Here is a 20,370-nt window from a genome sequence, read left to right as displayed (position 1 = left end):
TCGTCCCCCTTGTCACCCGCCACAGCATACCGACTGGTCGGTTGACGGTCTTGCAGGTTTTATTTGCGTCACCTTAGGCTCACCTTGGTTCGTGCTTGGGTATGCCTTAGACCGGCGAGGGATCTTCGGAGTGGCAGATCCTGAGGGTTTCTACTCATTCGGGGAGTTTGCCGTGCCCGGTGGCTCTATCTACGTGCAGCAGGACGAAAAGTACACAGGCTCATCCCCGCAGTGGTGGTACGAGAAGTTCTGGCGTGAGGACGCGCCCAACCGGCGCCGGTCCCGGTACGTCAAGGCGGGCGTGGGCGCGGTGGCCGGCGTCCTGCTCGCGCTGCGGTTCGGCTCGGAGTACATGCTGTTGTGGGGGGCCGTCACCGCCGGTCTCGTGGCCGCCGTCGACTGGTACATCGACTGGCGATCCTTCCGCGCGACGGCCGTCTGGCGGGGCGCCCGGCGCGGCGAGCTGATCACCGGCCGGCTGCTGCGCAGGCAGCTCGCCCGGCGCGGCTACCAGGTGCTCGACGGCCGCGCGATCCGCGACCAGGCCTCCATCGACCACCTCGTGATCGGCCCGACCGGCATCTGGGTCATCGACAACGAGTCCTGGAGCCCCGACACCGAGATCGGCTGCTACAACGGCAGGCTCTTCTTCAGCGAGAAGTACGGCACCAAGTGGGCCAAACCGCTGGTGGACACCGCCGAGGCCTTCGCCGAGCTGCTGACCCGCGAGACCGGGATCGAGGTCACGATCTCGCCCATGCTGGCCGTCCACTGCGGGCTGCTGCCGCGCGGCGGCGTCGTGGTCGGCGAGGGGCTCGCGCTGCTCAAGCCGCGCCTGGTGGCCAGGCGCATCAAGGCGGTCGAGGGCGTGGTGTTCACCGACGAGCAGGTCGAGCTGCTGGCCCGCACCGCGGCCAGGGAGCTGCAGAAGGTCTGACCGCCGTCAGGCCAGCGTCTCGATGAACGCGGTGAGCTGGGCGACGTTGCGGCACTCGTGCATCTCGACCACGGTGCCGTACTCGCTCGCGACCGAGTCGCCGGTGTCCCACTGCTGCCTGGGCTCGGGGTTGAGCCAGTAGGCGTGGCGGGCCCCCGACGTCAGGCGCCTGAGCACGTCGAGGGCCGGCGGCTGGTAGTTGGAGCGGGCGTCGCCGAGGATCAGCAGCGAGGTTCTGGGGCCGATCGCGTCGGAGTGGCGCTCGGCGAAGCCCTCCAGGGCGTGGCCGTAGTTCGTGCGTCCGAAGCGGGACATGTCGGCCTCGTCGGCGAGCCGGGTCATGGCCTCCACGACGTCCGCGCCGGGCACGAAGAAGCGGGTGATCTCGTCCACCCTGTCCACGAACCCGAACGCCCGCACCTTCGTGAACTGCTCCCGCAGCGCGTACGTCAGCAGCAGCGTGAAGTGGGCGAACGACGAGACCGAGTCGCTGGTGTCGCAGAGGATGACCAGCTCGGGCTTGTGCGGCCGGGGCGGCTTGAAGTGCGTGGTCAGCGGCACGCCGCCGCTCTGCAGCGAGGCCCGTACGGTGCGCCGGAAGTCCAGCCGCCCCCTGCGCCCCTTCCTGTGCTTGATCGTCAGCCGCGCGGCCAGCCGCCTGGCCAGCGGATGGACCTCCTTGCGCAGCCTGGCCAGGTCGGCCCTGGTGATGCGGAGGAAGTCGATCTGGTCGAGCGGCGGGCGCACGGCCGAGCGGGCGATGCGCTCGATCCCCGAGTCCTCGGCGATGCGCCGGCGCACGTCGGTGGCCACGGCCTCCTCGAACCGCCGGATGTTGCCGTTGACGCGCTGCCGCACGGTCTTCTCGGCCAGCCCGCCGCGTTCCCGCCCGGCCAGCACGTTCTGCAGGATGCGGGCCATCAGCGTCTCGGGCGACAGGGCGCGCAGGACGCTGTAGGAGAACCAGTTCTGGCGGCCAGGACCGGTGGTCTGCTGGCGGCCGAACCGCTCGACCATGGCCTGGGCGAACTCCCGCAGCTCGGCGTCCGTGCTGCCGGTGAGCAGCTCCGCCAGGCGCTCGCGCAGCTCGTCCACCGGGGCCGTCCGCGGGTCCAGGCGGGCCTCGGCGGGGCGGGGGGCGTACATGCCGGTCGTGGACGACGGGAACCACAGGTCGAACAGCACGTCGAAGCCGGGACGGTAGGCCGGCTTCTTGACCAGCGTGGCCGCGTAGGCGGCGCGCAGCGACTCCCGCTCGCTCAGGTCGATCACCCGCAGCGCGCGGGCCGCGTCGAGCCCCTCGGCGAGCGACACCGGCAGGCCCGCCTCGCGCAGCGCGTGCACGAAACCGACATGCCGGTCCACCAGCGATCCGCGCTCAGGCATCCGGCAGCCCCAGCTCCTTGATCGCCCGGGTCTGGTCGGAGGCGTGCTTGAGCACCACGCCCAGCGTCCCGGCCACCGTCGCCTCGTCCAGCTCCTCGCGGCCCAGGGCCAGCAGCGTGTTGGCCCAGTCGACGGTCTCGGCGACCGAGGGCGCCTTCTTCAGCTCCAGCGCCCGCATGGTGGCGACCGTCCTGGCGAGCTGCTCGGCCAGGTCGGCGCGGATGGTCGGCACCTGCGCGAGCACGATGTCGCGCTCCCGTTCCGGCGTCGGGTACTCGATGTGCAGGTAGAGGCAGCGCCGCTTGAGCGCCTCGGACAGCTCCCGGGTGGCGTTGGAGGTCAGCAGCACGAACGGCTTACGGGTGGCGGCGATCGTGCCCAGCTCGGGAATGGTGACCTGGAAGTCCGACAGCAGCTCCAGCAGCAGGCCCTCGACCTCGACGTCGGCCTTGTCGGTCTCGTCGATGAGCAGCACGGTGGGGGTGGCCGACCTGATCGCCTTCAGCAGCGGGCGTTCGAGCAGGAACTCCTCGGTGAAGATGTCGTCGTCGGCGCTGGTGGCCTGGATGCGGAGCAGCTGCTTCTTGTAGTTCCACTCGTACAGGGCGCGGGCCTCGTCGAGACCTTCGTAACACTGGAGGCGGACCAGCTCCGAGCCCGTCGCCTGGGCCACGGCCTTGGCGAGCTGCGTCTTGCCCACGCCGGCGGGCCCTTCGACCAGCAGCGGCTTGCCCAGCGCGGCGGCGAGGAACACCGAGGTGGAGATGGCGTCGTCGGAGAGGTAGTCCACGGCGGCGAGCCGCGCCGTCACGTCGGCGGGCGAGTCGAACATCGATGCTCCCTGTCTGCAGGCCGAACTTTATTCTAGCGGTAGGAGCTCGACCCAGGTCGATTCGACCAACATGCGGATCACCGGTATATTCCTCTCTGCAAGCGCCGCTAGCTCAGTTGGTTAGAGCAGCTGACTCTTAATCAGCGGGTCCGGGGTTCGAGTCCCTGGCGGCGCACCGCGCGAAAGCCCCAGTTCAGTACGCTGAGCTGGGGCTTTCTCGTTTTCCCGTGGCTCTGGCCGGACCGCTGTGAGCCGCCTGCTTCCCCGGGCCGTTATGCAATCTTTGCTTGCGGCCATGAGGAAGCTGCGTAATATGAACGTTCATATCGCTGAGCCCTGTTATCCCCGGTCAGCCGCACACCCCTCACTTCGTCATGCCTGGATGAGCCGTCAGAGGATATGAACGTTCAAATTTTTGCGGAGCCGCCCGGCTACCTCGACTTCGCCCGGCTGGGGCCGCTCTCCCACGCGGTCGCGGCGGTCCTGGCCGAGTCGGCCCGCCGCCGCGTCGGCGACATGCCGCTGGCCTGGTTCGAGGAGCAGGCGGCGCGGACGCGCTCGGCGGCGGCGCGGCTGCTGCGGGCGGCCGAGCACGAAGTGGCGTTCGTCTCCTCCACCAGCCACGGGCTGTTCGCCGCCGCCGCCGCGCTGCCCGGAGAGGGCGTGGTGCTGGTGCCCCGGGGTGAGTTCCCCGCGAACGTCTACCCCTGGCTGCGGTTCGAGGGGCGCGGCGGGCTCCGGGTGCGGTGGATCGACGAAGTGCGCCTCACCCCACAGGTGCTGGCCGAGCACCTGGACGCGTCGGTGCGGGCACTCGCGGTCAGCGCGGTCGACGCGCTCACCGGCTACCCGGCGCCGCTCGGCGCGCTGAAGGAGGCGCTCGGGCCGGGACGCGTGCTGGTCGTGGACGCGATCCAGGGGCTGGGCGTCGTGCCGCTGGAGGTGGAGGCCGCCGACGTGCTGGTCTGCGGCGGGCAGAAGTGGCTGCGCGCCGGATGGGGGGCGGCTCTCTTCCTGGCCCGCGACCGCGTCGCCGGGCTGATGGCGCCAGGGCTCGGCGGATGGTCGGGGGTCGAGGGCCCGCTGGCGGGGCCCGCGCCCCGGCCGCCGCTCGCGGGAGCGGCCGCGCACACGATGACCAATCCCGACTATTCCGGCGTCGCCGCCCTGGGCGTCGCGATCGAGCTGGTCCTGGAGGCCGGCGTCGCGGAGATCGGCCGCAGGACGGCCGATCGGCTGGGTGAGCTGCTCGACACGGCCCGCGCCGCCGGGGCGCGGGTGCTGCTGGACGCGCCCGCCGGCGCCGGCGGACCGGCGCCGCCCGGCGCCGGACGTGGCGCCGCGGAGTGGAGCGGGATCGGGTCCTTCACGATGCCCGGCCGGGATCCGGCGGCCGTCCATGCCGCGCTGGCCGCCGCCGGGCTCACCACGACTCTGCGGGGCGAGTGGATCCGTCTCTCGCCCCACGCCACCACTTCGGGCGAGGCCGTACAGCGTCTGGCCGCCGCCCTGCACCCCCCGAGAAAGGAATCGTCATGAACCGACCTCTCGTCATGGTCGTCTCCGCGACTCTCGCCCTGGCCGTCACGGCCTGCGGCGGCGAGGGCGGGAGCGACCAGAAGTCCGCCGGTCCCGTGAAGATCACGGTCTGGAGCTGGAAGCCCGCCTCCGACGGGCTGGCCTCGGTGGCCAAGGACTTCGAGCAGGCGAACCCCGGCATCAAGGTCGACGTCCAGGTGGTCGGGAACCCCGCGATCTGGGAGAAGATCACGGTGGGGCTGGCCGCGGGAGGCAAGGGCCTGGGGGACGTCCTGCACATCGGCATCGACTACCTGCCCGGATACATGGAGAAGTTCCCCGGCGGGCTGGCGGACCTGAGCGAGCTGGGCGCCGACAAGTACAAGGACGCCTTCGCCAAGGGCCTGTGGCCGACGGTCACCGGCAAGGACGGCAAGGCGTACGCGATGCCGTGGGAGGTCAACCCGGTCGGGTTCTTCTACCGTTCGGACCTGTTCGACAAGGCAGGCATCGACTCCGCGGCGATCAGGACCTGGGACGACGCGATCGAGGCGGGCAAGAAGCTCAAGGAGAAGACGGGCGCCTACCTGATCGGCCTGAACAAGCCGGCGGCCGGCAGCATGGACATGGACCTCTTCCAGTCGCTGCTGCAGCAGCAGGGCGCCTTCTACTTCGACCGTCAGGGCGCGGTCACGCTCTCCTCGGCGCCCGCCGTGCAGGCGATGACCCTGATCAAGAAGATGAACGACGCCGGGATCGTCGCCGACACCTCCGGCGAGGGGACGCGGAAGAAGCTGATCAGCCAGGACAAGGTGGCGGTGCTGCCGTGGGCGGCCTGGGGCGTCGGCTACATCCCCGAGACGTGGCCGGAGCAGAAGGGGCTCTGGCGCGTCATGCAGCCGCCGGCCGTCGTGCCGGGCGGCAAGCGCACCGCGATCGTCAACTCCACGTACCTGTCGGTCTCCGGAACCAGCCCGCACAAGGCGGAGGCGTTCAAGTTCCTTGAGTACGCGCTGACCAGGCCCGAGGTCATCAACAAGATGTTCAAGGACGGCGGGGTCTTCCCCGCTCTCAACGCCGCCTACGCCGACCCGCGGTTCACCGCCAAGACGGACTACTACGGCGGGCAGCCCGCGCTCAAGACCTTCGTGGACTCGCTGGGCGAGGGCGCGGACGCCACCTACTACTCCGGCGACTACGCCCGCGCGCTGAAGATCGCCAGTGACGCGCAGACCCAGGTCCTGCTGAAGGGCGCCGACCCGGCCGCCGCGCTGAGCCAGGCGGCCCAGCAGCTGTCCCAGCAGTCCGGCAGGAAGCTCGCGGGATGACCGCCCGCCTGCTCACCAGGAGAAACGTTCCGTACTTCCTGGTGCTGCCCGCGCTGCTCGGCTTCGTCTGCTTCAAGGCCTATCCGATCCTGGCGGCGGCCTACATCAGCCTGACGACCGGCGCCGGGGCGGCGCGTTCCTTCGCCGGACTGGACAACTACGTCAGGCTGGTGCACGACCCGCTGTTCTGGACGTCGTTGGGGAACACCGCGCTGATCCTCGTCGTCCAGGTCCCGATCATGCTGATCCTCGCGCTGCTGCTGGCGCTGGGCCTCAACTCCAAGCTCGTACGGCTGCGCGCCCTGTGGCGGCTCGGCGTCTTCATGCCCTCGCTGACCGGCCTGGTCGCCTACGGCGTGATGTTCTCGGTGATCCTCAGCAAGGACTCCGGCCTGCTCAACTGGCTGCTCGGGCTCTTCGGCGTCAGCCCGATCGACTGGCTGGGCAGCCCCTTCTGGGCGCGAATCGCCATCGTCATCGCGCTGACCTGGCACTACTGCGGCTACAACGCGGTGATCTACCTGGCCGGGCTGCAGAGCATCGCGAAGGAGCTGTACGAGGCGGCGATGGTCGACGGCGCGGGAGCGGTCCGCCGTTTCTGGTCGATCACCGTCCCGCAACTGCGGCCGATCCTGCTGCTGACGATCGTGCTGTCGGCGATCGGCACGCTGCAACTGTTCGACGAGCCGTTCGTGCTCACCGGCGGCGGCCCGGACAACTCCACCCTGACGATCTCCCTCTACCTGTACCAGAACGGCTTCCGCTACTTCGACTTCGGTTACGCCTCGGCGATTGCCTACGCGCTCACGCTGATCGTGGCCGGCTTCGGGCTGGTGCAGCTCAAGCTCACCGGAGGCAGGAAATGAAGGGCTGGCTGCTGACCTTCGCGCTCGCCGCGTGCTTCGCCCTGTGCGTCGGCCCGTTCTACTGGCTGACCATGGCGGCCACGCACGCCAACGCCGACATCTTCGGCGCCACGCCCACGTTCTCGCCGGGCGACCAGCTCGGAGCGAACACCGCGAAGCTGGAGGAGTCCATCGGCCTGCTCCGCGTGCTGGGGAACACGCTGCTCGTGGCGGCCGTCCAGACGTCGATCGCGCTGGTCGTGGCGTTGCTGGCGGGCTACGCGTTCGCCAAGTTCGAGTTCCGTGGCAGGAACGCCTTCTTCGTCCTGCTGCTGTCGACGCTGGTGATCCCGGGCGGCGTCACCATCATCCCGATCTTCGAGATGATGAACGACCTCGGGCTGATCGACACCTTCCCGGCGCTCATCCTGCCGAACCTGACCGTTCCGTTCGGGATCTTCCTCATCCGGCAGTCGCTGCAGGCCGTGCCCGACGAGTTGCTCGACGCGGCGCGCGTGGACGGGGCAGGGGAGCTCCGGGTGCTGTGGCGGGTGGTGGTGCCGGTCATGCGGCCCGCGCTCGCGGCGTTGGCGGTCTTCCTGTTCCTCGGCGCGTGGAACGACTTCCTGTGGCCGCTGATCGCGCTGCGCACGCCCGAAATGTTCACCCTGCCGGTCGCGCTGGCCACCCTCCAGGGGCTGGCCAGGACCGACTTCGGCCAGGTCATGGTGGGCACCGCGATCTCCGCGCTGCCCATGATGATCCTCTTTCTCATCCTTCAGAAACAGTTCATCTCCGGCCTGCTGGCCGGGGCCACGAAAGGTTGACCATGCAGATCTGGGAGCCGCACGCCCTCGGGGAGACGACCGTCGTCCGCGCGGGCGAGGTCGAGGTGGCGATAGCCGGTACGGAGGCGATCACGGTCACCCCGGTCGCGCCGGACGTCTGGCTGATCGACGCCCCGGAAGGGCACGCGGCGCAGTGGAAACTGCCGTGCGTCGACGCCGCGGCCTTCTGGACGCCGGGCTCGGGCACCCGCTGGATCCCGCCGATCTGGAGCTCTCCGACGTCGGCCGGGCTGGTCTCCGGCGCGCCGGTCGTCAGCCTGGTCGGCACGGCGGGGGCCAACCTGTGCACGGTGGCCCTGGCCTCGGTGACCGGCAGCTTCACCGGCGGCGTGATCGAGGAGACCGGCGAGTTCGTCTTCACCGTGCAGAACGAGGGGCTGCGGATCCGGCTGGACCTGTCGGACCGGCAGTTCTCCGCGGCGCTGACCGAGGTCGCCGGATGGTGGCAGGAGGGCCGCGACCTGCCGCCCACGCCGCGTCAGGCCAGGCTGCCCGTGTACTCGACCTGGTACAGCATGCACCAGGAGGTCTCGCGGGAGTCGGTGGAGCTCCAGGCCCGTCTGGCGAAGGAGCTGGGCTGCGCCACGATGATCGTGGACGACGGGTGGCAGACGGCCGACCGGTCGCGGGGGTACGCCTTCTGCGGCGACTGGGAGCCCCACATCTCCGACATCCGGCAGCACATCCAGCGGGTCCAGAGCGACGGCATGGCCTACCTGCTGTGGTACGCGCTGCCGTTCGTGGGCAAGCACAACGCCGCGTTCGAGCGTTTCGAGGGGAAGTTCCTGCGCTACCTCGACCACATGGACGCGGCCGTCCTCGACCCGCGTCACCCCGAGGTGCGCGCGTTCCTCGTCGACAAGCTGGCGCGAGCGGTGGAGGAGTGGGGCGCGGACGGCCTGAAGATCGACTTCATCGACCGGTTCGGTACCGACGAAGGGGTGGCGGAGCTGCTGCGCGAGCTCGACGTCAGGCTCCGGGCGGCGAAGCCGGACGTGCTGATCGAGCACCGCCAGCCGTACACGAGCCCGGGTCTGTGGCCGTACGCGAACATGGTCAGGGCGGTGGACTGCCCGCTCAGCCCGCAGGAGAACCGGCAGCGGACGATCGACCTGCGGCTGACCGCCGGACCTCAGGCCGTGCACTCGGACATGATCCTCTGGCATCCGGACGAGTCCGCCGAGCAGGTCGCGGTACACCTGATCAACGTGCTCTTCTCGGTGCCGCAGATCTCCGTGGACCTGGCCGCCCAGCGGCCCGACCAGCTCGCCGCCATCCGGTTCTGGCTGGGCGTCTTCCGGCGCCACCTCGCCACGCTGCAGCTCGGCGTGCTGGAACCGCACGGGGTCGAGCACGGATACCCGCTGGTGCGGGCCTACAGTGAGGAGAACGAGGTCGTGGCCCGGTACGCTGCCCTGCCTGTGGACGTGCCGGAGACCGCAGAACTGCTCGTGGCCAACGCCGCCCCCGACACCCGCGTCGTCCTGTACGGGCGGGGTGTCGCGACGGCCGAGGTCCGCGACTGCGGCGGGCGGCTCGTGAGCGAGAGCGAGCTGCGCTTCACCTCCGGCGCGAGCGTGGTCGAGGTACCCGTTGGGGGCCTGCTGACGGTGAGGAGAGACTGAGTGGCGGCACGCCGTGGGATCACCATCGAGGACGTCGCCCGCGCGGCGGGCGTGTCCCGCCAGACGATCTCCAACGCGCTCAACGCCCCCCAGCGGCTCAAGCCGGAGACGCTGGAACGGGTGACCCGGCTGATCGAGGAGCTCGGCTACCGGCCCGACCAGTCGGCGCGCAGCCTCAAGTCGGGCACCAGGCGCATAATCGCCTACCCGACGCCGGTGGACGACCCCGCCAACCCCAACCCGCTGATGGGCGGGTTCCTGGAGGCCGTGGTGGCCTCGGCCGGTGAGGTCGGCTACCGGATCCTGCTGCTGCGTCCGCGCCCGGGCCAGAGTCAGGAGCAGGCACTGGACGAGGTGATCGCGGCCCGCACCGTGGACGCCTTCCTGCTGTCGGACGTGATGCGTGACGACCCCAGAGTCGCGCACCTGACCGCGGCGGGGTTCCCCTTCGCCGCGTTCGGCAGGACGATGCCGGACCAGCCGCAGTCGTGGGTGGACGTCGACAGCGTTCAAGCGGTCATCGAGCTGGTCGGGCTGCTGGCCGCCAGGGGGCATCGGCGCGTGGCCTTCCTGGCCTCCGTCGGCGCGCAACCGTGGATGGAGGACCGCAGAGACGGCTTCCGCGCCGGCGTCCGCAGGCACGGCCTGGTGGGGCAGGAGTTCTCCGCGCCGGGCGACGGCCCCGCGGAGCTCGTCACGGTCACCCGTGAGCTGCTGCGCGGCCGCAACCGCCCGACGGCCGTCGTGGCCGCCGGTGACTGGCTCGCGCTCGGCGTCTACGCCGCGGCCAGGGAGGAGGGCATCGAGATCGGCGCCGATCTCGCTCTGGCCGCCTTCGACGACCTTCCCCTCACCGCGTTCCTCCATCCCGCCCTGACCACGGTACGGCTGCCGCTCCAGCGCATCGCGCGGGCGCTGATCGGCCGTCTGATCCAGACGGTGGAGGACGGCGCGACCCCTCAGGCGGGGCTGCTGCTGCCCGGGGAGCTGGTGATCCGTCCCAGCATCGGCCCATGATGCGCATCGGCTCGGCCAGCTCCGAGCTGGTCGCGATGTTCGAGTGGGCCCGGGCGAAGGCGCTGCGCCTGCGGCACGAGGGCGGCTCGTGGGGCCCCGTCGACGTCGACGAGCACCGGCCCGCGGGGGCGGGACAGAGCCGCTACCTGCCCTCCTACTGGGCGGGTTACGCACACCGCAGCGGCTTCTACGCCCGCGACTTCGCCCACCAGATCGTCGGCGCGCACCTGCTCGGCATGGCCGAGGCCAACCTCACCATGCTGCGCTGCTTCGCCGCCTCGGCCACCCCCGAGCACGGCTTCCACCCGGTGTGGGCGTTCAACTTCGACGGCTCCTACCTGTCCATCGACTACCGCGGCCCCGACTCGTTCGTCCGCGAGCTGCCCGCGGTGTACGAGCTGGTGGAGAAGGCCGGGACCGCCTACCGATGGACCTGGGACCGCGCCTACGTCGAGGATCCCGTGCTGTGGTCCTACTACCGCAACGCGCTGACGGAGATCGTGCCGCGTGCCACCGGAAGGGGGATCTTCCAGGGCGTGGCCAGCTACAACGAGCTGGCCGGCGAGCACCTGGCGGAGGCGGGGGACTCCGTCGGCTCCCGGTACCAGGCATACCTGGCGATGAGCGCCCTGAGCCGGGCCCGCGGCCTGGACGGCGAGGACTTCGCCTGCCGGGCCGCCGAGCTGAGGCGACACTTCAACGAGGTCTGGAGCGTCGGCGAGAACCCCGCGGACCTGGTGCGCGGCTACACCGTGGACGGCGCCCCCGTCACCGGATGGGGCCGTGAGAACAGCTGGTTCATGCCGCTCAAGGACCTCATCGAGCCGGGTCCGCGCAACGAGGCCTACCTCGACTTCATCGACGGCCAAGCCGCCGGCCCCGAGCGTCCCCGCAACATCGAGGCCTACACGTACCTGCCCGACACCTTCTTCCGTCACGACAGGAACGCGGCCGCCTGGCGCTGGATGCGGCACGTCTTCGACCGGCGTGCGGAACCGCACGTCGCGGGCGGCCTCAACGGCGACTACCCGGAGGTGTCCTTCACCCTCGTCAGCCAGGTCGTCGAGGGCCTGCTCGGCGTCACACCCGAGGTGAACGCCGTGACCACGCTGTCCCACCTGCCCGACGACATCGCCTGGGCCGAGGTCTCGGGCATCCCGTTGGGCGACGGCACGATCACCGTCCGGCACGACGGCAGGACCGCCACCACGCTCACCAACACCTCCAGCGACACCACCTACCGCTGGGAGGCCCGCTTCCCGGACGCCCCCGCCGTGGTCACGCGGGTCGCACCGGGACAGAGCGCCCTGGTCACCGCTCCCGGCCGGCCAGGGTGAGAGCGGGCCCGGCCGGCCTCCCGAAGGGGTGGCCGGCCGGGTGGGCCTATTCGAAGAGGGACGGGTCTCCGGTGCCGCGACGGAGGATCTCGGGCTCATCCTGTGACAGGTCCACGACGGTCGTCGGCGTGGCGCCGCATTCCCCCGAATCGATGACGGCGTCCACCATGTGGTCGAGGCTCTCCTTGATCTCCCAGCCCTGCGTCGATGGCTCGGTCTCGCCGGGCAGGATCAGCGTGCTCGACACCAGCGGTTCGCCGAGTTCGGCCAGCAGCGCCTGGGTGACGACGTGATCGGGGATCCGGACGCCGACGGTCTTCTTCCGGGGATGCAGCAACCGCCGCGGCACCTCCTTGGTCGCCGGCAGGATGAACGTGTACCCGCCCGGAGTCGCCGCCTTGACCAGCCGGAACACCGCGTTGCTCACATGAACGAACTGACCGAACTGCGCGAAGTCCTTGCAGACCAGAGTGAAGTGATGATCGCTGCCGAGGTGCCGGATCTCTCTGATCCGGTCGAGGCCGTCCTTGTTGCCCAGCCGGCACCCCAGCGCGTAGCACGAGTCCGTCGGGTACGCGATCAGCCCGTCGGCATGCAGGGACTCGACCACCTGGCCGATCAGGCGAGGCTGGGGATTGTCAGGGTGCAGGTCGAAGTACTTGGCCACGCATCGGATCATAGGAGCACGTACCTCCACGCATGACACGTGGCCCCTTACGGCCGAGTGCCGGGCGTGGATCGGCTACGGCCGGGACGGGCGGCGCAGGCGTAAGCCGGTGAGGGCGGCGGCGAGGACCAGCGAGCCGGCCAGCACCAGCGCCCGCCCGTCGGGGCCCGCCTCGCCCCCGCCGCCCGTGTTCGCGCCGCCCGTCGGCGTGGCGGTGGGCGTGTCCTCGGAGGTCTCGTCCGGGGGCGTGGCCTCCCTGTCCGGGGTGTCCGTTGTATCCGGGGTGTTCGGGGCGGCGCCGGCGGCGGTGACGGTCAGGGGGTACGACGCCGGCGCGTCCTTGTCCTGGAGCTCGCACTCGATCAGGCGCTTCTGCGGGGTCGGCCCGAAGTTCACCGACGCGGGCCGGACCGTGCCCGTTCCCGGATCCCGGGGCGTGGTCCGCAGCTCGACCGTGTCCCGGGGGAGGGGGATGACCGCCCCCGGGACGATCAGGCCGGGGCTGCCGACGCCCGTCGCCGAGGTCAGCCGGTCGATCCCGCTGACGGCGGCGTAGGCGTAGAGGTTGACCTCGCCGTCCAGGCCGGTGGCGGGGGCGCGGAGCTCGGCGCCCTCGACGTACGAGCCGCGCCAGCCGATGGTCATCTGCCGGCCTGCGGAGGCGGTGGCGGGCACGGTGAGCTTGATGTCCATCTTGACGACCTGCGTCTCGTTCGTACCGGTGGTCTTGCACGTGTACGCCGCCACCGTGCCGCTCTCGGGCGCGGGCGTGGCGAACAGCAGGACGGCCAAGGGCAGGATCAGTGGCAGGCGCACGACGTTTTCCCTTTGCGACGGATGTGACACAGAAGGGACGGCGGACGGATGCGACAGGTTGACCGGACCGTCCACATCCGGACAACACGTGCTGTGCGGAGCCGGTTCTGTCGGACCCGGGTGGTATCCATGGCTCCCATCAAGATGATCACGCTGGACGGCGGAGGCCCCGGGCTCTCGTGGAGAACGCGCAACTGAAGGTAATCGGTCTGCAACAATTCGTGCATGGCGATGTTGCGGTCAGTCAATGGCCTGCCCCACCACGGGTGCGGCGAGCTGGGGCGGGTGGCTCACGGCGCGCTGACCGGCCCCTCGGAGTCGGCCGGGTGGCCGAGGCTGTTCCTCGGCTACAACACCCTCCCCGAGCCGCCGTTCCCGCTGGTCGGCTACCTGCAGTACGAGCTGGCTCCGCCGGCGGGCGAGCTCGACCTGCCCGCGTTGCTGCGCACGATGGCCGAGTCGATGCGGGCTCAGCCCGTGCCGCCCGAGACGGCCTTCGACGAGTCCCGGCGGCGGGTGGCGACGGCGATGCGGGTCGACGCGATGGTGGTCGTCGCCCCCGCGCCTGCCCTCGCGCCTGCGGAGAGCCAGGCGGCGTGGCGACCTCCGGCGCACCGGGAGGGGCCGCGCAGGCCCGCCGCGGCGCACCGGGACGGCGCGTGGGAGCCGGCCGCGGCCCTGGCGGTCGACCGGGCGGGCGCGCGGGTGCTGCTGGTGGCCGGGCGGAGCGCCGAGGGCGGCCGCATCGGGCCGAGGCAGTCGGCCGAGCGGCCCGATCCCGCGCTGGCCGGCCTGCTGGGCGAGGTTCTCGAGGCCCAGTTCGCCTGGACCAAGGCGGCCTTCGCGCTCTGACGCGGCGCGGCGAAGGCGGCAATGAGCCGGACGCATCCCCGGCCCCCGACTACTCTCCTTTGGAAGGGCATGTCTGGTGGTGGAGGGATTCGTGACGGTCAACGGGGCTGCGAGCCGCGAGGCGTCTCCTGCGGCGATGGCGACCGGTGAGGCGGTCGGCCGGGTCCTGGGCACCCAGGCCGCCTCGCCGCTGTCGTTCTGGGTGGGCCTGGAGCCCGGCAAGGTGCTCCAGCTCGACGACGTCGTGGTCACCAGGCGCGACGTGCCCGGCCACGGCCCGGTGCTGGTCGCCGGCGTGGTGACCACGGTCGAGGCCAGGCACGAGGGCGCCGCCTACGACTCCGACGTGTTCCTCATCGCCGAGGGCGCGCTGCCCGCCGCCGTGGTCGAGGTGGCCGAGGTGCGGGTGACCAGGGTCGAGCCCGAGGTGTTCGTGCCGCCGCTGCCGGGCGCCAAGGTGTTCCTGGCCGGGGCCGGCGACCGCGACCAGGCGCTCTACTTCGACGTGATGGACCGCCGGGTGCCCATGGGCATGGGCCGCGACGGCCTGCCGCTCTACGTCAACTTCGACTTCCTCGACGGCACCCGCGGCGCGCACGTGTCGATCTCCGGCGTCTCCGGCGTGGCCACCAAGACGTCCTTCGCCACGTTCCTGCTCTACTCGATCTTCAACTCGGGCGTGCTCGACGCCGAGTCGGCCAACACCAAGGCCCTGATCTTCTCCGTCAAGGGCGAGGACCTGCTCTTCCTCGACCACGACAACGTGCGCCTCGACGAGCAGGCGCGGGCCGCGTACGCCCGGCTCGGGCTGCCCGCCCAGCCGTTCGGCAGCGTGCACGTGTTCGCGCCGCCGCGGCCCGGCGACCCCAACGGCGTGCCGCACGTGTCCGCCCGCACCCAGGGCGTCAGTTCGTTCTACTGGACGCTGGTCGAGCTGTGCGAGGAGGAGCTGCTGCGATTCGTCTTCGCCGACGCCGACGACGAGCGCGCCGGCTACTCCCTGCTGGTGGGCCAGGTGGCGGCCCGGCTGAAGTCGTGGGCCGAGCCGGTCGGCGACGGCGGCGCGGTCATGATCAGGGGCACCGCCTGCCGCACCTTCGGCGACCTGGTCGAGCTGCTGTCCGACCAGTTGCAGGACGAGGCCACCCGCATCGAGTGGACCGGCGCCCAGACCCCGCTCGGCACGGTCAACGCCTTCCTGCGCAGGCTGCGCAGCGCGGTCAAGCCGCTGTCCCCGATCGTCCGCGGCGACCTGCCGTTCTTCCGGGCCCACTCGGTGCGCACGTCCGACGCCCAGGTCACCATCGTCGACCTGCACAACCTGCCCGAACGCGCCCAGCGGTTCGTGGTGGGCGTCGTGCTGCGCGGCGAGTTCCACCGCAAGGAGACCTCGGGCACGGCCAAGCCGCTGCTGTTCGTGGTGCTCGACGAGCTGAACAAGTACGCGCCGCGCGAGGGCGACTCGCCGATCAAGGAGATCCTGCTCGACGTGGCCGAGCGCGGCCGGTCGCTCGGCGTGATCCTCATCGGCGCCCAGCAGACCGCCTCCGAGGTCGAGCGCCGCATCGTCTCCAACAGCGCCGTACGCGTCGCCGGCCGCCTCGACCCGGCCGAGGCCGCCCGCTCCGAGTACGGCTGGCTGCCCCCGGCCGTCAGGGAACGCGCCACGATCGCCAAACCGGGCACCATGTTCGTCGCCCAGCCGGAGATCCCGGTGCCGCTGGCCGTCGCCTTCCCGTTCCCCGCCTGGGCGACCCGGCCGGCCGAGGCGGCGTCGAAGGCCAGCCCGTCGGCCGATCCGTTCCAGGGGTTGCCGGGCGTCGAAGACGACATTCCGCCGTTCTGAAGGGATCTCGGTGAAATTCCTGCACACCGCGGACTGGCACGTGGGCAAGGTGCTCAAGGGCCGCTCCCGCATGGACGAGCACCGGGCCGTGCTGCGCGAGCTGGTCGCGGCGGCCCGCACCCACGACGTCGACGCGGTCGTGGTGGCCGGCGACCTGTTCGACACCTCCGCGCCGACGCCGGAGGCCCAGTCGCTGGTGCTCAACGCGCTCATGGCGCTGCGCGGCGACGGCCGTGACGTGGTGGTGCTGGCCGGCAACCACGACAACCCGCAGCTCTTCGAGGTCTACCGGCCGGTGCTCGGCAAGCTCGGCATGCACGTGGTGGGCGTCTTCCGCCGCCCCGACGCGGGCGGCACGCTGGCCTTCACCGCGCGCTCGGGGGAGCCGGTGCGGCTGGGCGTGCTGCCGTTCCTGTCCCACCGCTATGTCGTACGCGCCGCGGAGGTGCTCACCGGCACCACCGCCGACCACAACCGCGACTACGCCACCCGCATCTCCGAGCTGGTCGGCGCGCTGACCGCGGGCTTCCAGAGCGACACCGTCAACCTGATCACCACGCACGGCACCCTGCCGGGCGGCGCGTTCGGCGGCGGCGAGCGCGAGGCCCAGTCGATCTTCTCCTACTACTTCGAGTCCAACGCCTTCCCGGTCTCCACCCAGTACGCCGCGCTCGGCCACCTGCACCGCAGGCAGCAGATCCCCGGCCCGTGCCCGATCTGGTACAGCGGCTCGCCGCTGGCCGTCGACTTCGGCGAGGAGGGCAACACGCCGGGCGCGCTGCTGGTGGAGGTCACGCCGGGGCGGCCCGCGGTGGTGCGGGAGCTGACGTTCGCCTCGGCGCGCCGGCTGCGCACGGTGCGCGGCACGCTGGAGCAGCTGGAGGGCCTGGAGGCGGGCGACGACTGGCTGAAGGTGATCGTGGAGGAGAAGCCCCGCGTCGGCCTGTCCGACCAGGTGCGCGACCTGCTGCCCGGTTCGGTCGACGTCGTCCTCGACGAGCGGTTCCGGCCGGTGCCCGCGGTGCGCCGGGCCGGGTCGGCCGCGCGCAGCCCGCGCGAGCTGTTCCGCGAGTACCTGACCGCGACCGGCCGCCACGACGACCAGGTCGCCGCCCTGTTCGACCGGCTCTACGACGAGGTGACCGGCTGATGCGTCCCCTGCTGCTGCATCTCGACCACTTCGGCAGTTTCCGCGAGCCGGCCACCGTCGACTTCTCCGACACCGAGTACTTCGCCCTGGTCGGCCCGACCGGCGCCGGCAAGAGCACGATCATCGACGCCATCTGCTTCGCCCTGTACGGCACCGTCCCGCGCTGGGGCAAGGAGAACGTCATCGCCCACGCCCTGGCGCCGTCGGCGAGCTCGGGCAAGGTGGCGCTGGTGTTCGAGAGCGACCGGCGGCGCTACGGCGTGGTGCGCTCGCTGGTCCGCGACGCCAAGGGGACCGTCCGTACCAAAGAGGCCAGGATCGACGAGCTCGACCCGGCGGCGCCGCTCGACGCGGCGTACGAGATGGTGCTGAAACCGCTGGCCGAGGGCGAGAACGTCACGCCCGAGGTGCAGCGGGTGACCGGCCTGGAGTACAAGTTCTTCACCCAGTGCGTGGTGCTGCCGCAGGGCCGGTTCGCCGAGTTCCTGCACGCCGCGCCGCGCGAGCGCCAGGACCTGCTGGTGCAGCTCCTCGACGCCGACGTCTACGAGCTGATCAGGCAGCGGGCCGCCCGCGACGAGGAGGCCGCGCGCAACGCCGCCGCCTTCGCCCGCGACCAGCTCGCCAAGCTGGCCGGCGCGTCCGACGAGGCCGAACGCGAGCTGGCCGACCGGCTGGCCGCGCTGCGGCGGCTGGCCGGCACCATCGACACCGACCTCGACCTGCTGCGCTCCCGCGAGGCCGACATCGGGCGGGCCGAGCAGGAACGCGCGTCCGTGGCCGAGCGGCAGTCGGCGCTGGCCGCGCTGCGCATGCCGCCCGCGGTGCCGACGCTGGCCTCGGCCCGCCGCGAGGCCGCCGACGCGGTCGCCGCGCTGGAGACCGAGGCGGCCTCCGTGGAGGCCGACGAGCACGAGGCGTTCGAGGCGCTGGCCGCGCTCGGCGACCGCGCCGAGCCGGTGGCCGCGCTGGCCGCCCTCGACGCCCGCGAGCGCCTCACCGCCCAGGCCGCCGACGCCCGCAAGGCGGCGGCCGAGGCCGCCACGACGCTGGAACGCCTCACCCCCGCTGTCGCCGACGCCGAACGCGCCCTGACCGACGCCGAGCACGAGCGCGAACGGCTGCGCGACGCCCACACCGCGGCCGGTCTGAGCCACCGGCTGGCCGTGGGGGAGCCGTGCCCGCTCTGCCTGCGCCCGCTCACCGAGCTGCCCCACCACGACAGGCCCGCCGATCTCGGCGCCGCCGACCGCGCCCTGGCAGCCGCCCGCGACCACGCGGCCCGTGGCCGGGCGGCCCTGGCCAAGGCCGAGACGTCGGCGTCCATGCTGGCCACGCAGTCGGGCAGGCTCGATGCCGAGCTGGCCGCGCTGCCCGCCCCCGGCGACCGCAACGAGATCGAAGGCCGCCTGGCCGCCATCGCCAAGGCCGAGGCCCTGGCCACCGAGGCCCGTACGGCCATGCGCAACGCGCGCAAGAAGCTCGAACGCGCCCGTACCGCCGCCGAACAGGTCGAACGGCAGGCCGAGAGCGCCTGGCAGACCCTCGCGGCCACCCGCGACCGGCTGCTCGTGCTCGCGCCCTCCGGCGAGGCCCCGCCGCCGCTCACCCGCGACGACCTCCACCGCGCCTGGACCGAGCTGCTCGGCTGGCGCGACCGGGCCGCCGAGGCCGCCCGCGCCGCCCTGGCCGAGCGGGAGCAGGAGTTCGCCCAGGCCACCGCCCGGCTCGCCGCCGAACGCCACCGGCTGACCGAACGCCTGGCCGAGCACGGCGTCACCGTCCCGCGCAACGCCACCCCCGACCAGCTCGGCGCGGCCGTCGCCGGAGCGGTCGCGCGGGCCGACGGCGCCCTCGAACGGGTCCGCGAGGAACGCAGGCGCGCCGCCGAGCTGGAGACCGCCGTCGCGGAGAAGGATCACGAGGCCAAGGTCGCCCACGAGCTGGCGCTCCGCCTGCGGGCCAACGCCTTCGAGCGGTGGTTGTGCGCCGAGGCGCTGGCCGTGCTGGTCGCCGCGGCGTCCGAGACGCTGATGGAGCTGTCCGACGGCCAGTACGAGCTGGCGCTCGGCGAACGCACCGGCGACATCGAGGTCATCGACCACGGCGAGGCGGGCCTGCGGCGCAGCGCCCGCACGCTGTCCGGCGGCGAGACCTTCCAGGCCGCGCTGTCCCTCGCCCTGGCGCTGTCGGGGGCCGTCGCCAGAGGGCTCGACTCGATCTTCCTGGACGAGGGCTTCGGCACCCTCGACCCGGCCACCCTCGACACCGTCGCCACCACCCTCGAACGCCTGGCCGCCGGTCAGGAGCGCATGATCGGCGTCGTCACCCACGTCCCGGCGCTGGCCGACCGGGTGCCGGCGCGCTTCGAGGTGCTGCGCGACGCGAAGGGCTCGCACGTGCGCAAGGTGGGGCCGTGAACCCGGGTTTCACCGTCGATCCCTGGGACCCGGGTTACGCCGCCGCGATCGCCGTCGAGGCCCTGTCCGAGCTGGGCGCCACCAGCGCCGAGCTGATCCTCGACATCGAGCGGCCGGCCGCCGACTGGAAGCCGGTCACGCCGGGCCCCGGCGCCGCCGCCCCCGAGACGCTGCTGGTCGCCGACGGAGTGCGCCGGATCGACGCCCGCGTGTGGGTGCACGATCCCGACCTGCCGATGCCCGTTCCCGGGATCGCCGCCTCCTACGCCGCCGGGATCGTCCGCTGCGAGCGCGAGGGGGCCGAGCTGGCCGCGATCGAGGTCAACAGGACGCTGATCTCGGCCTCGCCGTACGCGCCGGAGGTCAAGACCGCGCACGCCTCCTACCTGCCGAACAAGGCCGCCGACTCCAGCTTCGAGGAGCTGTCGCTCGCCCTGCAACGCCAGGTCACCCAGCTGGAGGTGGACCTCGCGGTCCGCCACCGGTCGCTGGGCGACGACCTGCTGCTGGTGGACGGCCCGCTGCGGGGGCGCACCCACCTGCCCCGGACGGTCGGCTACATCAAGACGCACCACGCGGCGTACCTGCCGCAGCCGCAGTCGGCCGTGGTGGCCGCGCTCACGCCGGGGCAGCGCACGCCGGTGTTCCTCATGGGCACGAGCTGGCGCCGGCACGCCTGGTACCTGCGGCTGCCGGTCCAGTCGACGGCGCCGTGGGCGGGGATCGCCCGCTGCGAGGCCAGCGCCGAGCTCGACCCCGCGCAGGTCGTCGAGCTGGCCGACGCCGTCACGCTGGCCCTGCCTGCGCTGGCCGGCGTCGACTACAAGGACCCGCGCGCCCCCCAGAACCTGGTCCCGATCGGCGGCCTGGAGAAGCTGCTCCGCCACCACCTCGGCGACCCGCGCCTGCTCTACCGCTCACTGCGCACGGCCGCCCACCAGTAGCC

At 71.8% G+C, this 20,370-nt stretch carries 17 protein-coding genes and 1 tRNA gene; 14 read left to right on the top strand and 4 right to left on the bottom strand.

Annotated elements, in window-relative coordinates:
- Nucleotides 1–172 precede the first annotated feature (172 nt).
- A complete protein-coding gene (locus AB0J46_RS12350; RefSeq protein ID WP_364330086.1) occupies nucleotides 173–937 on the top strand; it encodes a nuclease-related domain-containing protein in 765 nt (254 codons plus the stop codon).
- A 6-nt stretch (nucleotides 938–943) separates the two neighbouring features.
- Here the strand turns inward: AB0J46_RS12350 and AB0J46_RS12345 are convergent, their stop codons facing one another.
- Nucleotides 944–2,323 (bottom strand): VWA domain-containing protein, encoded by a 1,380-nt coding sequence (locus AB0J46_RS12345; protein WP_364330083.1) that lies wholly within the window; start codon nucleotides 2,321–2,323, stop codon nucleotides 944–946.
- Nucleotides 2,316–3,155 (bottom strand): MoxR family ATPase, encoded by an 840-nt coding sequence (locus tag AB0J46_RS12340; protein WP_364330080.1) that lies wholly within the window; start codon nucleotides 3,153–3,155, stop codon nucleotides 2,316–2,318. Before AB0J46_RS12340 ends, AB0J46_RS12345 begins: the two co-directional genes overlap by 8 nt.
- Before the next feature lie 101 nt (nucleotides 3,156–3,256).
- Here AB0J46_RS12340 and AB0J46_RS12335 point away from each other — a divergent pair.
- The 8 genes from AB0J46_RS12335 (at nucleotide 3,257) to AB0J46_RS12300 (ending at nucleotide 11,673) form a co-directional block, all read left to right on the top strand.
- Nucleotides 3,257–3,330 (top strand) — tRNA-Lys (locus AB0J46_RS12335).
- Between the two features lie 224 nt (nucleotides 3,331–3,554).
- Nucleotides 3,555–4,694 carry an aminotransferase class V-fold PLP-dependent enzyme gene (locus AB0J46_RS12330; RefSeq protein WP_364330077.1) on the top strand — a complete coding sequence of 380 codons (1,140 nt, stop codon included), beginning with the start codon at nucleotides 3,555–3,557 and terminating at the stop codon, nucleotides 4,692–4,694.
- A complete protein-coding gene (locus AB0J46_RS12325) occupies nucleotides 4,691–6,001 on the top strand; it encodes an extracellular solute-binding protein (protein ID WP_364330074.1) in 1,311 nt (436 codons plus the stop codon). Before AB0J46_RS12330 ends, AB0J46_RS12325 begins: the two co-directional genes overlap by 4 nt.
- The gene (locus AB0J46_RS12320; RefSeq protein WP_364330071.1) at nucleotides 5,998–6,867 is read left to right on the top strand and encodes a sugar ABC transporter permease; all 870 of its coding nucleotides are present in this window, start codon (nucleotides 5,998–6,000) and stop codon (nucleotides 6,865–6,867) included. Before AB0J46_RS12325 ends, AB0J46_RS12320 begins: the two co-directional genes overlap by 4 nt.
- Entirely contained in the window at nucleotides 6,864–7,673 is an 810-nt protein-coding gene (locus AB0J46_RS12315) for a carbohydrate ABC transporter permease (RefSeq protein WP_352352042.1), read from the top strand. Before AB0J46_RS12320 ends, AB0J46_RS12315 begins: the two co-directional genes overlap by 4 nt.
- A gap of 2 nt (nucleotides 7,674–7,675) precedes the next feature.
- Complete coding sequence (locus AB0J46_RS12310) at nucleotides 7,676–9,319, top strand: glycoside hydrolase family 36 protein (protein ID WP_364330068.1); 1,644 nt, start codon at nucleotides 7,676–7,678, stop codon at nucleotides 9,317–9,319.
- Entirely contained in the window at nucleotides 9,320–10,336 is a 1,017-nt protein-coding gene (locus AB0J46_RS12305) for a LacI family DNA-binding transcriptional regulator (protein ID WP_364084755.1), read from the top strand.
- Nucleotides 10,333–11,673 carry a hypothetical protein gene (locus tag AB0J46_RS12300; RefSeq protein ID WP_364330065.1) on the top strand — a complete coding sequence of 447 codons (1,341 nt, stop codon included), beginning with the start codon at nucleotides 10,333–10,335 and terminating at the stop codon, nucleotides 11,671–11,673. The genes AB0J46_RS12305 and AB0J46_RS12300 overlap by 4 nt, the downstream gene beginning before the upstream one ends.
- A gap of 46 nt (nucleotides 11,674–11,719) precedes the next feature.
- Here the strand turns inward: AB0J46_RS12300 and AB0J46_RS12295 are convergent, their stop codons facing one another.
- Complete coding sequence (locus AB0J46_RS12295) at nucleotides 11,720–12,352, bottom strand: L-threonylcarbamoyladenylate synthase (protein ID WP_358288226.1); 633 nt, start codon at nucleotides 12,350–12,352, stop codon at nucleotides 11,720–11,722.
- A 63-nt stretch (nucleotides 12,353–12,415) separates the two neighbouring features.
- The gene (locus AB0J46_RS12290) at nucleotides 12,416–13,156 is read right to left on the bottom strand and encodes a hypothetical protein (protein ID WP_364330062.1); all 741 of its coding nucleotides are present in this window, start codon (nucleotides 13,154–13,156) and stop codon (nucleotides 12,416–12,418) included.
- A gap of 225 nt (nucleotides 13,157–13,381) precedes the next feature.
- On the opposite strand from AB0J46_RS12290, the gene AB0J46_RS12285 reads away from it, so the two are divergent.
- The 5 genes from AB0J46_RS12285 (at nucleotide 13,382) to AB0J46_RS12265 (ending at nucleotide 20,368) form a co-directional block, all read left to right on the top strand.
- Nucleotides 13,382–14,008: a hypothetical protein gene (locus tag AB0J46_RS12285; RefSeq protein WP_364330059.1), complete on the top strand. Its 627-nt coding sequence runs from the start codon at nucleotides 13,382–13,384 to the stop codon at nucleotides 14,006–14,008.
- Between the two features lie 136 nt (nucleotides 14,009–14,144).
- Nucleotides 14,145–15,854, top strand: coding sequence for an ATP-binding protein (locus AB0J46_RS12280; protein ID WP_364330056.1), 1,710 nt, complete (start codon nucleotides 14,145–14,147; stop codon nucleotides 15,852–15,854).
- A 10-nt stretch (nucleotides 15,855–15,864) separates the two neighbouring features.
- Nucleotides 15,865–17,004, top strand: a complete 1,140-nt coding sequence (locus AB0J46_RS12275; RefSeq protein WP_352352034.1) for an exonuclease SbcCD subunit D — start codon at nucleotides 15,865–15,867, stop codon at nucleotides 17,002–17,004.
- On the top strand, nucleotides 17,004–19,424 hold the full coding sequence (locus tag AB0J46_RS12270) for an SMC family ATPase (RefSeq protein ID WP_364330053.1): 2,421 nt from the start codon (nucleotides 17,004–17,006) through the stop codon (nucleotides 19,422–19,424). The genes AB0J46_RS12275 and AB0J46_RS12270 overlap by 1 nt, the downstream gene beginning before the upstream one ends.
- Nucleotides 19,421–20,368 (top strand): hypothetical protein, encoded by a 948-nt coding sequence (locus AB0J46_RS12265; RefSeq protein WP_364330050.1) that lies wholly within the window; start codon nucleotides 19,421–19,423, stop codon nucleotides 20,366–20,368. Before AB0J46_RS12270 ends, AB0J46_RS12265 begins: the two co-directional genes overlap by 4 nt.
- Nucleotides 20,369–20,370 lie beyond the last annotated feature (2 nt).

The sequence above is a fragment of the Nonomuraea sp. NPDC049758 genome (assembly GCF_040674635.1).
Taxonomy (GTDB): Bacteria; Actinomycetota; Actinomycetes; order Streptosporangiales; family Streptosporangiaceae; genus Nonomuraea.
This window is presented reverse-complemented; position numbering and strand designations above follow the sequence as displayed.

Bases quoted from the DNA above. Each gene is read 5' to 3' on its own strand.
- AB0J46_RS12330 (WP_364330077.1), top strand. From the start codon at position 3,555: ATGAACGTTCAAATTTTTGCGGAGCCGCCCGGCTACCTCGACTTCGCC.
- AB0J46_RS12345 (WP_364330083.1), bottom strand. From the start codon at position 2,323: ATGCCTGAGCGCGGATCGCTGGTGGACCGGCATGTCGGTTTCGTGCAC.
- AB0J46_RS12320 (WP_364330071.1), top strand. From the start codon at position 5,998: ATGACCGCCCGCCTGCTCACCAGGAGAAACGTTCCGTACTTCCTGGTG.
- AB0J46_RS12340 (WP_364330080.1), bottom strand. From the start codon at position 3,155: ATGTTCGACTCGCCCGCCGACGTGACGGCGCGGCTCGCCGCCGTGGAC.
- AB0J46_RS12310 (WP_364330068.1), top strand. From the start codon at position 7,676: ATGCAGATCTGGGAGCCGCACGCCCTCGGGGAGACGACCGTCGTCCGC.
- AB0J46_RS12300 (WP_364330065.1), top strand. From the start codon at position 10,333: ATGATGCGCATCGGCTCGGCCAGCTCCGAGCTGGTCGCGATGTTCGAG.
- AB0J46_RS12270 (WP_364330053.1), top strand. From the start codon at position 17,004: ATGCGTCCCCTGCTGCTGCATCTCGACCACTTCGGCAGTTTCCGCGAG.
- AB0J46_RS12315 (WP_352352042.1), top strand. From the start codon at position 6,864: ATGAAGGGCTGGCTGCTGACCTTCGCGCTCGCCGCGTGCTTCGCCCTG.
- AB0J46_RS12285 (WP_364330059.1), top strand. From the start codon at position 13,382: ATGGCGATGTTGCGGTCAGTCAATGGCCTGCCCCACCACGGGTGCGGC.
- AB0J46_RS12325 (WP_364330074.1), top strand. From the start codon at position 4,691: ATGAACCGACCTCTCGTCATGGTCGTCTCCGCGACTCTCGCCCTGGCC.
- AB0J46_RS12280 (WP_364330056.1), top strand. From the start codon at position 14,145: ATGGCGACCGGTGAGGCGGTCGGCCGGGTCCTGGGCACCCAGGCCGCC.
- AB0J46_RS12295 (WP_358288226.1), bottom strand. From the start codon at position 12,352: ATGATCCGATGCGTGGCCAAGTACTTCGACCTGCACCCTGACAATCCC.